We start from the raw sequence: 14,746 nt of genomic DNA on the forward strand, positions 1-14,746 counted from the left end.
AAAACTACAAAAACTAAGATCTTGGACGTATTTGATAAGATAGACCGAATGATGTCGACGGACTTGGGACAGTACGCCGACAGTTGGCATGGGTATCTTGCTTACCCTAAGCTGGAAGGAGAAATCGGACCACGTATGCGGTATATGGGACAGGAACTACTGGTTTGGTCCCTCAATAGCTACCTGGGACTGGCCAACCACCCCGAGGTTCGCAAAGCGGATGCTGATGCTGCCGCTGAGTATGGGCTTGCTTATCCTATGGGCTCACGAATGCTCACCGGAAATAGCGACAATCACGAAAAGTTTGAGAGAGAAGTTGCCGGGTTTATGCAAAAAGAAGATGCATTTCTCCTGAACTTCGGGTATCAGGGCTGTGTATCGATTGTTCAGTCATTGACAGATCGCCGGGATGTTATCGTTTATGATCAGTTGTCTCATGCCTGTATCCTTGATGGTATGAGCATGTCTCTGGCCAAACGATTTGTTTTCGCCCACAATGACATGGCACAACTCGAGGACAGACTCAATAAAGCCAAAAAGATTGTTGAAAAAACCGGAGGTGGAATTCTGATTATCACCGAAGGGGTATTTGGCATGAAAGGCGATATGGGTAAGCTGGACGAAGTTGCTGCGCTAAAAGAGAAGTATAATGCACGACTTTTTGTCGATGATGCGCACGGATTTGGGGTCATGGGCGCTACCGGAATCGGTACAGGTGAACATTTTGGTGTTCAGGATAAAATAGATGTGCTGTTTAATACGTTTGCTAAGTCTATGGCTGGTTTCGGAGCATTTGTTTGCGGAGATAAAAAAGTTATTAACTATCTTCGGTACAATATGCGGAGCCAGATTTATGCAAAGTCTCTCTGTATGCCTATGACTATCGGAGCAATCAAACGTCTGGAACTTCTTCGCACCCAACCGGAACTGAGAACAAAACTCTGGACGATTGTAAACCGACTTCAAAATGGTCTTAGAGAGCGTGGTTTTGATATAGGACCTACACAATCTCCAGTTACACCCGTATATTTGAAGGGTTCGGACAGAGAGGCGATTGGAATTGTTTCAGATATCCGTTTCAACCACAAAATATTCTGTTCACCTGTTACCTATCCCGTAGTGGAAAGAGGGGTGATTATGCTTAGGCTAATACCTACCGCAGCGCATTCCGAGGCGGATGTAGACTATACCCTCAACGCTTTTGAGGCAGTAAGAGCGAATATTGAGGCTGGTGTGTATCTAAATTCGGAATTGCCTGTAATAAAAATGTAGTTTATTTGGCGAAAAATAGGATTTTTTTTTAATTGCTTGTAACAACAAATAGTAAAGAAAATGGAAAAATACGCAAAACTAAAAAGCCTGGTCATTAGTATTGAGGATGATTTCTCAAAGTTCTACGATAAAGGCAACAAAGCTGCCGGAACTCGTGCAAGAAAAGCTATGCAGGACATCAAAGTACTCGCTCAGGATATCAGAAAAGAAATTCAGGACATGAAATAAGCCTGATACTCTTTAAAAAGAAAACGGGTTGATCCATTGGGTCAACCCGTTTTTTGTTTTAGCCTGGTCGCCTGACCATCTAATATGCATTTATCGTTTATCGCGTGGCAGCCAGCTGGCCTTGAATCGCTTCCCGCAATGCTGCGGTTCCTTCCACCAAAGGCAACCGCACGGTTGGGCTGCAAATGCCCAGCATTTCCATCAGCACTTTGATCCCTACGGGATTTCCTTCGCGGAAAATTAGCTGCATAAACGGAAATATTCTGTAGTGTATTTCTCTCGCCTCCTCATATTTTCCTGCCAGTGCAGCGCGGATCATATCGCTGAATTCCAGCGGCAAGGCATTGGCAATCACGGAGATTGTACCTTCAGCCCCCAGGCTGATCATCGGTATGCTGATCGAATCGTCGCCCGACAATACCTGAAAACCGGCGGGTCTTTCCCGCAATATCTCCATAAACTGCTCAAAATTGCCGGAGGCCTCCTTCACAGCTACGATATTGCTGCAATCATGGGCCAGACGCAGGGTAGTGGGAGCCAGCACGTTTGAACTGGTACGACCCGGTACATTATAGAGAATGACCGGCAGATCCGTGCTTCCAGCCACAGCTTTATAATGCTGATATATCCCCTCTTGCGAGGGTTTGTTGTAGTAAGGACTTACAGAAAGGATGCCTGCCGGACGGTATTTTTCGGTATAATATTCAACCTGTTTACAGATTTCGGCAGTGTTATTTCCTCCGGAACCCAGAACGAGCGGTATGCGATTGTCGGTTTCCTCGAAAAATATGTCTATTACCCGCTTTTTCTCCTCAGAGGAGAGGGTGGCGGATTCACCTGTTGTGCCAAGCACAACCAGATATTCAACTTTGCCATCGATCAAATGGTTGATCGTTTTGCGCAATGCGTACGTATCCAGGGTATAGTCACTGGAAAAGGGAGTGACAACTGCCACTCCGGTGCCGGAGAATTGTTGCATTTGTTTAGATTAGCCTTGTACCTTTACCTTTTTACCGTTGTCAATCATATTGAGGAAATAATCAAACTCCTTGATCACAGCCTTAATATCTCTTTCGTCTTCACGGTCGATCATTAATTCATAACAACTTTCAAATCCTTCCCGATGTACACCCGTACGGGTTTTGGCTTTGGCCATACCGCAGATATATTTGGAAGTCATCCGGCTAGAAAAGTCAAAATCCATCAGGATGTCGAGATCGTATTTCCTGATCTGATTTTCAATACCGGGGGTAGGGTAGTCCAGCCAGTTGAGTTTGGCAGGGTTGATAAAAATGGACTCAACTGAATTGGTAAAATAGGGCTCTGATTTTTTGTTGAAGTTCAACTCAATCACCAGCAATCGTTTATGTCTTTTCTGAAGCGCTTCGACATAGTTGTTGACCAACTTAAGCTCTTCCTGAGAAAGTGCATTCATATTGATAATCACACCAATATTTTTGGCGCTTTCAATATCCACAAAATCACGCAGGTATTCTTCCGACCGGTCGAGATTGCGAATCCGTCGTTTACTGAATTTTTCTTTTATGTCGTTTAACCACTCCATTAGATCATATTCAAAAATTCATCCTCAGAGATGACTGTAACATTCAACTGTTGGGCTTTTGAGAGTTTGGAAGGCCCCGCACTTTCGCCCGCGAGCAGATAAGTCGTTTTGCTTGACAGGGCACTTTTTACTTCTCCACCAAGGTCTTCAATCATCTGTTTGATCTCTTCCCGGCTACGGGATGAAAATACGCCTGAAATTACAAAACTTTTCCCATTTAACTTGTTCGATAGACCGGTTTTTTCTGCCGTTTCAAGCTGCAATCCTGACTGTTGAAGCCGGAGGATTATTTCTTTGTTCTCCGGATTCTGAAAAAACGCTACCACACTCTCTGCAATCCTCTCTCCAATATCTGGTACCGCAGCCAGTCTTTCAAAATCTGCCGATGCAAGTTCGTTAATACTACTGAAATACCGTGCCAGTTTTTTTGCTACGGTTTCTCCTACATAACGAATACCGAGACCAAACAATACTTTCGGAAATGGTATTTCTTTGCTGGCTTCGATTCCCGCAAGCAGGTTGCGTACCGATAGATCTGCAAACCGGTCCAGCGCGATAAGTTTTTCGTAGGTCAGGTCATACAAATCGGCATAATTGCGGATCAGACCTGCATCTGTCAACTGGTTGACGATCTCTATTCCGAGTCCGTCGATATTCATCGCCTTCCGACTGGCAAAATGGACGATTTTTCCTTTAATCATCGGCGGACAACCGGACTCGTTGGGGCAATAGTGGTTGGCATCTCCTTCGGTTCGCACCAACGGGGTTCCGCATTCCGGACAGTCGGCTACAAAGACGATGGGTTTTGCCCCCGGCGCCCTTTTCTCTAACGCCACGGCCGTAATTTTGGGAATGATTTCTCCGCCTTTTTCTACATGCACATAGTCTCCTTCATGCAGATCCAGTCTTTCGATTTCGTCTGCATTGTGAATGGATGCGCGTTTGACGGTAGTGCCGGCCAGCCATACAGGTTCAAGATTGGCTACCGGGGTTACTTTTCCGGTACGACCTACCTGAAAGGATACCGAATTGAGGCGGGTGACGGCGGCTGCCGCTTTGTATTTGTACGCAATCGCCCAACGGGGCGCCTTGGCTGTATAACCGATTTCTTCCCGAAGATCGCGCTCATTGACTTTGATGACAATGCCGTCAATTTCATAGTCCAGCTCGTGGCGCTGATTTTCCCATATTCCAAGATAGGCTTCTACTTCCTGTATATTCTGGCAAACTTTGTGAAAACCACTGAGCTTAAATCCCCATTTTTCGAGCAGATCCATAGCCACGGCATCTGTTTCCATTGCCAATCCGTCTCCTTCGAGGTAATAGGCAAAAAATACAAGCGGTCGCTCGGCTACTTCGCTGGAATCCTGCTTTTTGAGGGTGCCAGAGGTTGTATTTCGTGGGTTGTTGAGGGGTTGAAGGCCTTCTTCCAGCCGGGTTTCATTGATTTTTTCAAAATCACTTTTCCGCAAAATTACTTCTCCACGCACCTCCACACTTGCCGGATAGTCAGTGCTTATCAATTGTAGCGGGATGCTTTTAATCGTACGGGCATTGTGGGTGATTTCATCCCCTTCCACACCGTCGCCACGGGTAACCGCCCGAATCAGTAAACCATTTTCATAGTGAAGGCTCAGCGATACGCCATCAAACTTGTGTTCGACAAGGTAGCTGTATGGTTTCCCTCCTGCCAGCTTTTCTACCTGCGTATCAAATTCCACGATATCTTCCATGGAATAGCTGTTTCCCAGGCTGAGCATGGGACGGGTATGCCGGAAAGTGGGAAATGATTTGGTGATAGTGCCGCCAACACGTTGGGTAGGGGAATTGGCATGCCTCAATTCCGGATGCTCGGATTCCAATTGTTCCAGCTCTTTCAGTAACTGGTCAAACTCATAATCCGAAATCACAGACTTATTGAGGGTGTAATAGTTGTGATTGTGCAGATGGAGTTCCTGGGTAAGGTAGTCGATTCTTTCTTTCGGAGACACGATCGTAAGGTTGAATGAAGGGAGAATTATCGTTTAATAAGGTCTGATACAAAAATAAACTCGTCCAGAGGAGGGCAACCGGAGTAGAGGATTTCTTTGTTGGAGCCTTCCCATTCTTTGTTGCCTTTGTACAGAAACATAATCTTGTCTCCGATATTCATCACACTATTCATATCGTGAGACACGACAACGGTAGTCATATTGTATTCCAGGGTAATCTCCTGTATCAGTTTATCAATGACAGAGGAAGTAAGCGGGTCGAGGCCAGAATTGGGTTCATCCACAAAAAGGTATTTGGGATTCATCGCAATGGCACGGGCGATACCCACACGTTTTTTCATTCCGCCAGAGATTTCGGAGGGAAGGAGTTTATTAGAGCCTGTGAGATTGACCCTGTCGAGGCAAAGGTTGACCCTTTCGCGGACTTCAGCGGGTTTTTTGTTGGTAAATGTCTGAAGCGGAAAACTCACATTCTGCTCGACTGTCATCGAGTCAAATAAAGCGGAGCTTTGAAACAGCATGCCGATATTCTGCCTGATTTCTTTTATTTCCCGGAAATCTGATGCATGAAAATCCTTTCCGTCATAAAGAATATGTCCTTCATCGGGTTTGATCAGACCCACCACACATTTTAGCATAACGCTTTTTCCGCTTCCACTGGCACCGATAATCATATTGATTTTCCCCCTTTCGAAGTGAAAATCAATTCCTTTCAAAACTTCTTTTTCGCCAAAGGATTTCCGCAGGTTTTTGATCTCAATTGACATAGGTTTCTGTTCCGCCCGAAATTTACAGAATTTTCCTGAATCCGTTCCTGTTTTCCTTTTTGCCCGGATTGTTATTACCTTCGCAGGGCTTTATATTCAAACGTAAAGGGCTGTTGAGGAGTATAAACCATTTAATATTGATTTTTTACGGTTATGTCCAGAATTTTAACGGGAATACAGAGTACAGGTATCCCTCATTTGGGAAATTTATTGGGAGCGATTATCCCTGCCATTGAGTTGTCTGCCAATCCCGACAATGATTCGTTTCTTTTTATCGCCGATATGCATTCGCTGACCACGATTCATGACGGCCCGACGATCCGGCAAAATACTTATGGAACCGCTGCTGCATGGCTTGCCTGTGGCCTGGATACAGATAAATCCGTTTTTTACCGGCAGTCTGATGTGCCTGAGGTCACCGAGTTGATGTGGTACCTGGGCTGTTTTATGCCTTACAGCCGACTGAAACTGGCACACTCCTTTAAAGATAAAGCGGATCGGATGGATCTGGTGAGCGGGGGATTATTTTTCTACCCGGTGCTGATGGCTGCCGATATTCTCCTCTATGACTCTGAGATAGTGCCCGTCGGTAAAGATCAGAAACAGCATCTGGAATTTACCCGCGATATGGCCGAAGCGGTCAACCGTACTTATGGTGAAGACACTTTTGTGCTTCCCGATGCAAAGATCGACGAACAGGTCATGGTGGTGCCCGGTACAGATGGGGAAAAAATGAGCAAGTCCCGGGGCAATACTATTATGATTTTCACAGATGATAAATCGCTGAAAAAACAGGTGATGAGTATCGTTACGGATTCAACACCTCTGGAAGATCCCAAAAATCCGGATACATGCAACGTGTTTGCGTTATACAAACTCCTGGCTTCTCCTGCGCAGACGGCAGAAATGCGCGAAAACTATCTTCGTGGAGGATATGGATATGGCCACGCGAAAAAAGCTTTGCTTGAATGTATTATGACCCGTTTTGAAAAGGAAAGAGCCACCTTTGACCACTATATGAACAACCTCGGGGAAATAGATGAAAAACTCGCCCAAGGTGCAGCCAAAGCCCGTGCCGTGGCCAAACCGGTACTGGCAAGGGTCCGTGAAAGAATGGGGTACAACCCTGGCGTTGCCAGTTATGCTTAAATGTAAATCCTATGCACCTTAGTGTAGCCGGAAATATCGGTGCGGGCAAAACGACCCTCACCTATCTCTTATCCAAATATTTTGGATTTGAATCGCTGTTTGAAGACAACGAACAGAATCCGTACCTGCTGGATTTTTATTCGGATATGCCGCGTTGGTCATTTAATCTTCAGGTTTCCTTCCTTCAGTCCCGTCTCAAAAAACTGATTATCATTCGACGTGAAAAACGAAACATTATTCAGGACAGGACCATTTATGAGGATGCACAGATATTTGCTCCCAACCTTCACGCAATGGGGCTGATGTCCACCCGGGACTATGAAACCTATAAAGAATTGTTTGAAACCATTGCCGATCTCGTACAGCCTCCCGATCTGCTGATCTATCTGCGGGCAGGCATTCCTACGCTGGTCGAACAAATCCAGAGCAGAGGAAGAAACTACGAAGATTCCATTCGGCTGGATTACCTCAAAAGGCTCAACGAACGTTACGAAGCGTGGTATGAGACTTACAATTATGGAAAAAAAATCGAAGTTACCGTAGGTGATCTCAATTTCAGGGACAACCCCGAGCACCTCGGCATTATCATTAACAGGATAAAGGGAGAATTATACGGACTTTTTTCCTGAAATGATTAAATTCACGGACATACACGATGTCTATGAATGCCGCTACCTCATTTCTACTTATTGTTTCGCTTTCTTTTTTTTCTGCTTGCGCCGGATTGACCGGGTCTGGTGAACAGACCAAAATCGTTATTCTTGCAGGTAAAAAAAGCCATGGACCCGGTGAACATGAATATATCAAAAGTGCCCGTCTCATCAAAGCGATGCTGGACAAGACGGAGGGACTGAATATTCGCACCGAAATCTATTACGACGGCTGGCCCGAATATCCAAAAGCATTGGACAATGCCAGCCTGATTCTCACTATATCAGATGGCCAGGATGGAGATTTATATTCTCCTGTTCCATTTATGCTGCCCGAAAGAATGGAAATCATGAAAAAACAAATGGCCAGAGGCTGTAGTTTTGGGGTGATTCATTTTTCTACTTTTGCCCCTGACAATCTTTCGGATGAAATATTGGATTGGGGTGGTGGATATTTTGACTGGCAGGATGATACCGGCGCAAGGAACTGGTACTCGGCAATTAAAACCCTCGACACAACTGTTACCCTTGCCTCGCCTGCGCACCCGATTTCCCGGGGCTTGCCCAATGATTTTCGCCTCAAAGATGAATATTACTATCAGATACGCTTTCGCGACAGCGATCCCGGGCTGATACCGATCCTGAATGTACCCTCGCTGAAAAACGATTTGCCACACAGCGACCTGGTCGCCTGGGCGGTAGAACGGGAAAATGGCAGCCGGGGATTCTCGACGACTATGGGCCATTTTTTCGATAACTGGAAGAACGACCAATTCCGTAAACTGATGCTCAACGGAATTGTCTGGGCTGCAGGAGTGGAAGTGCCGGCAAATGGAATGGATGCCCCGTTTTATGAAGACCGTGAGGTTACGGAAATTTTGTATGATCGAACCGTTAAGGGGTTGATTCTCACCGGAAATGATCATCCGGCGCATGACTGGAAAGCAAAAACAAAAGTAATAAAATCACTGCTGGAGATAGAAAAATCCATTTATATCGACGTGTCGGAAGACATTCGTGATCTGGGGGTTTATACGCTGGAAGATTATGATTTTATTTTACTGAATTATTGCAATTGGGAAGATTCGACTGGCCTGAGTGAAAAGGCTAAAAAAGAATTTGTGAAATACCTGGAAGGCGGAGGCGGACTGATGTTGATACATTTTGCCAATGGCGCATGGAACTATTCATTGCCCGGTGCCGGAGCTTCTGACTGGCCCGAATACCGCAATATTTGTCGCAGATACTGGGATCATAATGACAGCAGTGGGCATGACCCCTTTGGCAAATTTGTGGTAGCGAAAACCCCTTCCACGCATCCCATTACATTTGAAATGAAAAATTTTTCGACGGAGGACGAACTGTACTACAACCAGCGGGGCGATGGGAAAATCAACGTAATCCTCATGGCTACTTCTACTGTCAAAAACTCATTGGAACCCATGGCCTGGACATATAGCTATGGCGAAGGGAGAGTTTTTCAGACTGTGCTGGGGCATGCACCTGAATCTTTTAAAGAATACGAATTTCAGCGGATACTCCGGCGCGCGGCCTTATGGACTTCGGGCAAACTATAAAATATATCCTAATATGAACCTCGACGCACACCAGCACTTCTGGAAATATGACGCTAAAGATTATGGATGGATTGGCGATTCCATGAAGGTTATTAAACGCGATTTTTATCCTGACGAACTTGCCAAAGAGCAGCAAAACGCTGGTTTTGAAGGAGCCATCTCTGTACAGGCCCGGCAAACGCTTGCCGAAAATGATTTTCTGCTTGGACTTGCTGAGCATTACGACTGGATCAAAGGGGTTGTGGGTTGGGTGGATCTTTGCAGTGATCAGGCCGAAGACCAATTGGAACTATTTGCTTCCCATCCTAAAGCTGTGGGGGTAAGACATGTTGTTCACGATGAGCCCGACGATGATTTTATGCTCAGAGAAGATTTTCGCAGGGGAATAGGTCTGCTGAAAAAGTATCATATGACCTATGATTTGCTGCTTTTTCCGAAACACCTGTCCCGTGCCATTTCCCTGGTTAATGAATTCCCGGAACAACCCTTTGTCCTCGATCATATTGCCAAACCTCATATCAAAGCCCAGCGCTTCAGCCCATGGACTGAAGATATCCGGCAGCTTGCCGCCTTTCCCAATGTTTATTGCAAGCTCTCTGGAATGGTGACGGAAACCCAGTGGCAAAAATGGACAAATGCAGATTTTACCCCTTATCTGGATGTTGTGTGGAACGCATTTGGTGAAGATCGGCTGATGATCGGCAGTGACTGGCCTGTGTGCAAACTGTCGGGTGAATATGCCGAAACGATGGGCATTGTCCGTACTTATGTTTCCCAATTTCAGGAAGAAACTCAACGAAAAATCCTCGGAGAAAATGCTGCGAAATTTTACCTGCGGAAATAGATTTTTCCGTGTTTTGTCCGGTTTGATTGTAGTATCTGTTTTTCTGTTTTCAGTTCAAAACGGTAACGCACAGGGTACTACAGACCATGCCTCAGACATCCTCGCTTTTTCACGCGGTGAAATGGCGAAACTAATTACAGCTCAAAGTGGTGATATGACCAGCCTGCTTCATGGAAGAAGGTTTCAGGCCCAATATCCGTTTGTGCGAGGTACGCCTTTCTGGTTTAGCGGCGTATGGCTGTACGGTAATATACAGACGCCCAAATATGTATTCCGCAATATTCCGATTCAGTACGACGCATATAAGGATGCCCTGATTTATTTTCCCGATTCTTTCAGCCTGGATATGGTCATGTTAAACCCGATTCAAATTGTGGCTTTTGAAACTTCAGGGATGAAATTTGTTTATTTGGGAAGAGGCCCGGAAAAAGATGCTATGGATCAAATCCGGCTTTCGCCGGGTTATTTTGAATTGTATTATCAGGGGAAAACGCTTCTCCTGGCAAAAAGAACTAAAGCGCTGTTGACCACCAGCGACAACACCGAAACTTCTGGCAGATTTGCAGCGCGAACCGCCTGGTATATCGTTAGAGAAGGGGCTTTTTATGAAGTGGGTAACAACCGGGATATTTTTTCACTGTTTGCTGATCAGAAAGAGCTTGTAAAACCCTATTGGCGGGAACATCACATCCGTGACTGGACGCGAAATCCAGATCTGCTTGCTAAATTTCTTCGTTATTGCGATCAACTATGAAAATCCATTTTCCCTTTTTCTTCGGTCTTTGGATCTTGCTGACGCTGAGCATGAACGCCCAGCAAAAGGACGTCATTATCCAGGATAATTTTGATGGCCAACCAATCACCCGGCTTCTTCAGACGCTTTCCCCCCGCTATGGAATCACCGTCTTCTATGTGGATGAATGGGTGGACTCGGTGGTTGTACGCCAGTCAGAGCAACCGATGAATCTGTTGGATATCCTGCGGGCTTCGCTTAGCCAAACGTCTGTTTCATGGTTTACGGATCCGGCAGGAAGGATTATTCTCTCAAAAAACCGAATACTTTCAGACAGCCTTACTTTTTCTATTCGTCCTCCGGAAATCCTTCGCCCTTCAAATGAAAACGAATCTTTTGTTTCATCCTTTCGTCCGGCGATTACAGCAGGAAATGATTCTGCTTCCACAACAAATAAAGCGATGATAGAAATTGGCGGAGAGTCGCCGGCAAGGTCCTCAAAAGTTACGCTTGCAGGATATGTCCGGGATGAGGAAAATGGAGAACCATTGCCCGGTGCAGTAGTAATGGTTGAATCTTTAAGAATAGGGGTAAATACGGATACTTATGGGTATTATTCTCTGACCTTACCCAAAGGAAAACACGAGTTGATTTTTCGGAGCTATGGAAAGGAGGAGGTGAAACAACAGGTTTCCCTTTTAGGAGATGGTGCACTCAATATGCAGATGCGGGACGATATTCATATGCTGGATGAAGTAGTGATAGAAGCAGAAAGAGCTGCCAACGTACAAGGCGCTCAAATGGGCGTAACCCGCCTCGGGATCGAAAGCCTGCAACAGATGCCGGCATTTATGGGAGAAGTAGATATCGTCAAATCCGCCCTTCTTTTGCCGGGGGTGCAGTCTGTCGGCGAAGGTGCTTCCGGCTTTAATGTGCGGGGCGGAACTGCCAGCCAGAATCTGGTTCTGATCAATCAGGCTCCGGTTTTTAACACCTCTCATTTGTTTGGTTTTTTCTCCGTGTTTAATCCTGACATTGTCAAAAGTTTTGATCTGTACAAAAGTGGCATACCCGCCCGGTTTGGTGGCCGGCTGGCTTCCGTGCTCGATATCACCATGAAAGACGGCAACAGCAAAGAATGGGTGGCAAGTGGAGGTATTAGCCCGGTTACGGCAAGGGCGACGGTGGAAGGGCCGTTGTTTAAGGGCAAAAGTTCGGTGATACTGGGCGCGCGAAGTACCTATTCCAACTGGATACTCCGCCAGTTTAATAATGCCGCCATCCGCAACAGCGAAGCTGCATTCAACGATTTTAACGGCAAGCTAAATATCGGGCTGAATGAAAAAAACCGGATGGATATTTCCGGTTATTTCAGCCGGGACTATTTTCTGTTTAATGAAGACACCACCTACAACTATCAGAATCTAAATGGAACCCTAAGCTGGAAGCATCTGTTCAACAACCGCCTGTATGCAGTCACTTCTGCGATTTTTAGTCAATATAATTATAAAATAGACATTTCGGAGTCCCCTGAAACATCGTTTCAGGTTGGGTATCAGATTCGTTATCAGGAGGGTAAAACCGATTTTACCTTTATTCCCGGCCCCAAACATCAGATAAGGATGGGCGTAAATGCGATTCGCTATGATCTTTCTCCGGGTAATCGGTTTGCTACAGACCCGGCCTCTCTGGTCAGCCCCCAGGCATTGGAAAATGAACAGGGAATAGAAAGTGGCATTTACCTGAGTGATGAATTTGATGTTGGCAGCAGGTGGAAAATCTATGCCGGACTTCGCTATTCGTGGTATGGAATGCTGGGGCCGCAAACCATTTATAATTATCTGTCTGGCGCTTCCCGAAAAGTTGGAAATCTCACAGATAGCACCATGTTTTCTTCAGGTAGTTTGGTTCAATCGTATGGTGGCCCTGAATTCAGACTTACTTCACGGTTTAACCTGGATGAAAAAAGCTCAATTAAACTGGGTTATAACCGTATGCGACAGTATTTGCATATGTTGTCCAATACGACTTCGATTTCTCCTTCCGACACATGGAAACTGAGCGACCCATATATCCGACCACAGGTAGGCGATCAGCTTTCATTGGGTTATTACCGCAATTTCAGGCAGAATTCCATCGAAACGTCAGTAGAGATTTATGTAAAATCAATTGCCAATATGCTCGAATTTAAAAGCGGCGCGCAATTGTTGCTCAATCAATATGTGGAAACAGCCGTGGTGAGTGGCCTTGGCAAGGCATATGGTGCAGAGTTTCTGATACGAAAAGACCGGGGAAAACTCAATGGCTGGGTAAGTTATACCTATGCGCGCACCTTGATTCGGGTGAAAGGAAATTATCCTGATGAGATCATTAACAGAGGTCAGTATTATCCGGCAACGGTTGATAAGCCACACGATTTTTCGCTGGTGGCAAACTATCGTTTTTCCAGACGGTTTAATTTTTCAAGCAATTTTGCCTGGAATACCGGGAGGCCGATTACCTATCCGGTTGCTTTATATCAGTTTGGAAATGGTACGCGTCTCAGTTATTCCCAAAGGAATCAGTTTCGTGTGCCTGACTACTTCCGATGGGATGTTTCAATGAATCTGGAAGGCAACCATAAAGTGGAAAAATTTGTACATAACTCGCTCTCTCTGGCCGTGTACAATGTGTTGGGCCGGAGAAATGTGTACTCTATTTACTTCGTAACGGAAACGAAAGGTGTACAGGGATATAAATTGTCAATCTTTGGAAGACCTATTTTTACTGCAACCTACAACTTCACCATAAAATGAGCAGACCATTTATCTATATGCTGTTGGGGTTGAACCTATGGCTTTCAGCTTGTGTGGAGCCTTTCAATCCCGATATCAAAAACTACGAAAATGCGCTGGTGGTAGAAGGCCATATGCTGGAGGGGAAAAATCCTGCAAGGGTAATCCTCAGCCGTACTTTTGCCTTCGACGAGGACAAACCAGAGTATATCAGCGGGGCCATTGTATATATTCGTGATGACAAGGGGAAAGAACATCGTTTGGTCGCCAAAGGGAATGGCGTGTATGAATCAGACACAACCGTAGTCAGAGGGGAACCCGGGCGGAGTTATCAGCTTGTCATTGAAACCGCCGATGGCAAATCCTATGAATCTACCTGGCAATTCATGAAAAAAGGAGCAGCGATTGAATCGATAAACCCGCGATTTGAGACGTATGTTACCGGATTTGATACGCTCATGGGTATGCAGCTTTATCTCAATACTTCTTCCTCTGACCAAAACAGCAGATTTTACCGGTGGGAATTTGAAGAAACCTGGATGTTTCGTGTGCCATATCCTGCACGGGGATACTGGGATATTGCCAACAAACAACCTGTATTTGTAGAGCCAGACTCTATTCGGCGTACCTGCTACAAAAGTGAAAAATCTGTAGATATCATTTTGAATACCACCGAAGGGCTTGCGGAGGATAAAATTGTGGATTACCCGTTTCTGTATATTTCCACGGAAACGGATCGGCTTACCCTCAAATACAGTATTCTGCTGAAGCAATATACCCTGAGCGAAGAGGCTTATGACTACTGGCGTGTGACCAAAGAAATCAATCAGGAATTAGGGACATTATTTGACCCAATCCCCACAGATATTACCGGCAATATTCAAAATGTCGATGACCCGGACGAGCCGGTGATCGGGTATTTTAGCGCAGATGGCTTTTCCCAAAAGCGGATTTTTATTGACAGACTTGATGTTCCCCCGGTATTGATTCCGACAGGACTGGAAAATTGCCCTTATATATTCTTTTCGAATATCGATGATATGCAAAGATATGTCCTCGCCGGAAATGCCTGGGTAGGAGCAGTCGCAGATTTTGCCGGTAATATTCTTGGTTACACAGGCAGTACCAAAAAATGTTCTGATTGCACCGTGCAAGGTGATCTGAAAAAACCAGCCTTCTGGCCATAAAGACCAAGAA

The 14,746-nt window shown here is 45.4% G+C and carries 13 protein-coding genes; 9 read left to right on the top strand and 4 right to left on the bottom strand.

Annotation, left to right across the window (positions count from 1 at the left end):
• Window positions 1–48 precede the first annotated feature (48 nt).
• Both R3D00_15665 and R3D00_15670 read left to right on the top strand, forming a co-directional pair.
• Window positions 49–1,272 carry a pyridoxal phosphate-dependent aminotransferase family protein gene (locus tag R3D00_15665; protein ID MEZ4774623.1) on the top strand — a complete coding sequence of 408 codons (1,224 nt, stop codon included), beginning with the start codon at window positions 49–51 and terminating at the stop codon, window positions 1,270–1,272.
• A 60-nt stretch (window positions 1,273–1,332) separates the two neighbouring features.
• Window positions 1,333–1,500: a histone H1 gene (locus tag R3D00_15670; GenBank protein ID MEZ4774624.1), complete on the top strand. Its 168-nt coding sequence runs from the start codon at window positions 1,333–1,335 to the stop codon at window positions 1,498–1,500.
• Between the two features lie 97 nt (window positions 1,501–1,597).
• On the opposite strand, the gene dapA is transcribed toward R3D00_15670, so the two are convergent.
• Genes dapA through R3D00_15690 form a run of 4 tightly spaced genes read right to left on the bottom strand, consistent with a single transcriptional unit; the run spans window position 1,598 to window position 5,822 of the window.
• The gene (gene dapA, locus R3D00_15675) at window positions 1,598–2,479 is read right to left on the bottom strand and encodes a 4-hydroxy-tetrahydrodipicolinate synthase (GenBank protein MEZ4774625.1); all 882 of its coding nucleotides are present in this window, start codon (window positions 2,477–2,479) and stop codon (window positions 1,598–1,600) included.
• Between the two features lie 9 nt (window positions 2,480–2,488).
• The gene (locus R3D00_15680; protein ID MEZ4774626.1) at window positions 2,489–3,064 is read right to left on the bottom strand and encodes a hypothetical protein; all 576 of its coding nucleotides are present in this window, start codon (window positions 3,062–3,064) and stop codon (window positions 2,489–2,491) included.
• A complete protein-coding gene (ligA, locus tag R3D00_15685; GenBank protein MEZ4774627.1) occupies window positions 3,064–5,055 on the bottom strand; it encodes an NAD-dependent DNA ligase LigA in 1,992 nt (663 codons plus the stop codon). The genes R3D00_15680 and ligA overlap by 1 nt, the downstream gene beginning before the upstream one ends.
• Window positions 5,056–5,081: 26 nt before the next feature.
• On the bottom strand, window positions 5,082–5,822 hold the full coding sequence (locus tag R3D00_15690) for an ATP-binding cassette domain-containing protein (GenBank protein MEZ4774628.1): 741 nt from the start codon (window positions 5,820–5,822) through the stop codon (window positions 5,082–5,084).
• 153 nt (window positions 5,823–5,975) lie between these two features.
• Here R3D00_15690 and trpS point away from each other — a divergent pair, with 153 nt between their 5' ends.
• The 7 genes from trpS to R3D00_15725 are packed head-to-tail and all read left to right on the top strand — an operon-like array spanning window position 5,976 to window position 14,736.
• Window positions 5,976–6,971 carry a tryptophan--tRNA ligase gene (gene trpS / locus R3D00_15695; protein ID MEZ4774629.1) on the top strand — a complete coding sequence of 332 codons (996 nt, stop codon included), beginning with the start codon at window positions 5,976–5,978 and terminating at the stop codon, window positions 6,969–6,971.
• An 11-nt stretch (window positions 6,972–6,982) separates the two neighbouring features.
• Window positions 6,983–7,600, top strand: a complete 618-nt coding sequence (locus R3D00_15700; protein ID MEZ4774630.1) for a deoxynucleoside kinase — start codon at window positions 6,983–6,985, stop codon at window positions 7,598–7,600.
• A gap of 32 nt (window positions 7,601–7,632) precedes the next feature.
• The gene (locus R3D00_15705; protein MEZ4774631.1) at window positions 7,633–9,198 is read left to right on the top strand and encodes a ThuA domain-containing protein; all 1,566 of its coding nucleotides are present in this window, start codon (window positions 7,633–7,635) and stop codon (window positions 9,196–9,198) included.
• Between the two features lie 13 nt (window positions 9,199–9,211).
• Window positions 9,212–10,042, top strand: coding sequence for an amidohydrolase family protein (locus R3D00_15710; protein MEZ4774632.1), 831 nt, complete (start codon window positions 9,212–9,214; stop codon window positions 10,040–10,042).
• Window positions 10,014–10,796, top strand: coding sequence for a hypothetical protein (locus R3D00_15715; GenBank protein MEZ4774633.1), 783 nt, complete (start codon window positions 10,014–10,016; stop codon window positions 10,794–10,796). The genes R3D00_15710 and R3D00_15715 overlap by 29 nt, the downstream gene beginning before the upstream one ends.
• The gene (locus R3D00_15720) at window positions 10,793–13,570 is read left to right on the top strand and encodes a TonB-dependent receptor (protein MEZ4774634.1); all 2,778 of its coding nucleotides are present in this window, start codon (window positions 10,793–10,795) and stop codon (window positions 13,568–13,570) included. The genes R3D00_15715 and R3D00_15720 overlap by 4 nt, the downstream gene beginning before the upstream one ends.
• A complete protein-coding gene (locus R3D00_15725) occupies window positions 13,567–14,736 on the top strand; it encodes a DUF4249 domain-containing protein (GenBank protein ID MEZ4774635.1) in 1,170 nt (389 codons plus the stop codon). Before R3D00_15720 ends, R3D00_15725 begins: the two co-directional genes overlap by 4 nt.
• Window positions 14,737–14,746: the final 10 nt, after the last annotated feature.

The sequence above is a fragment of the Bacteroidia bacterium genome, assembly GCA_041391665.1.
Lineage (GTDB): Bacteria > Bacteroidota > Bacteroidia > J057 > J057 > JAGQVA01.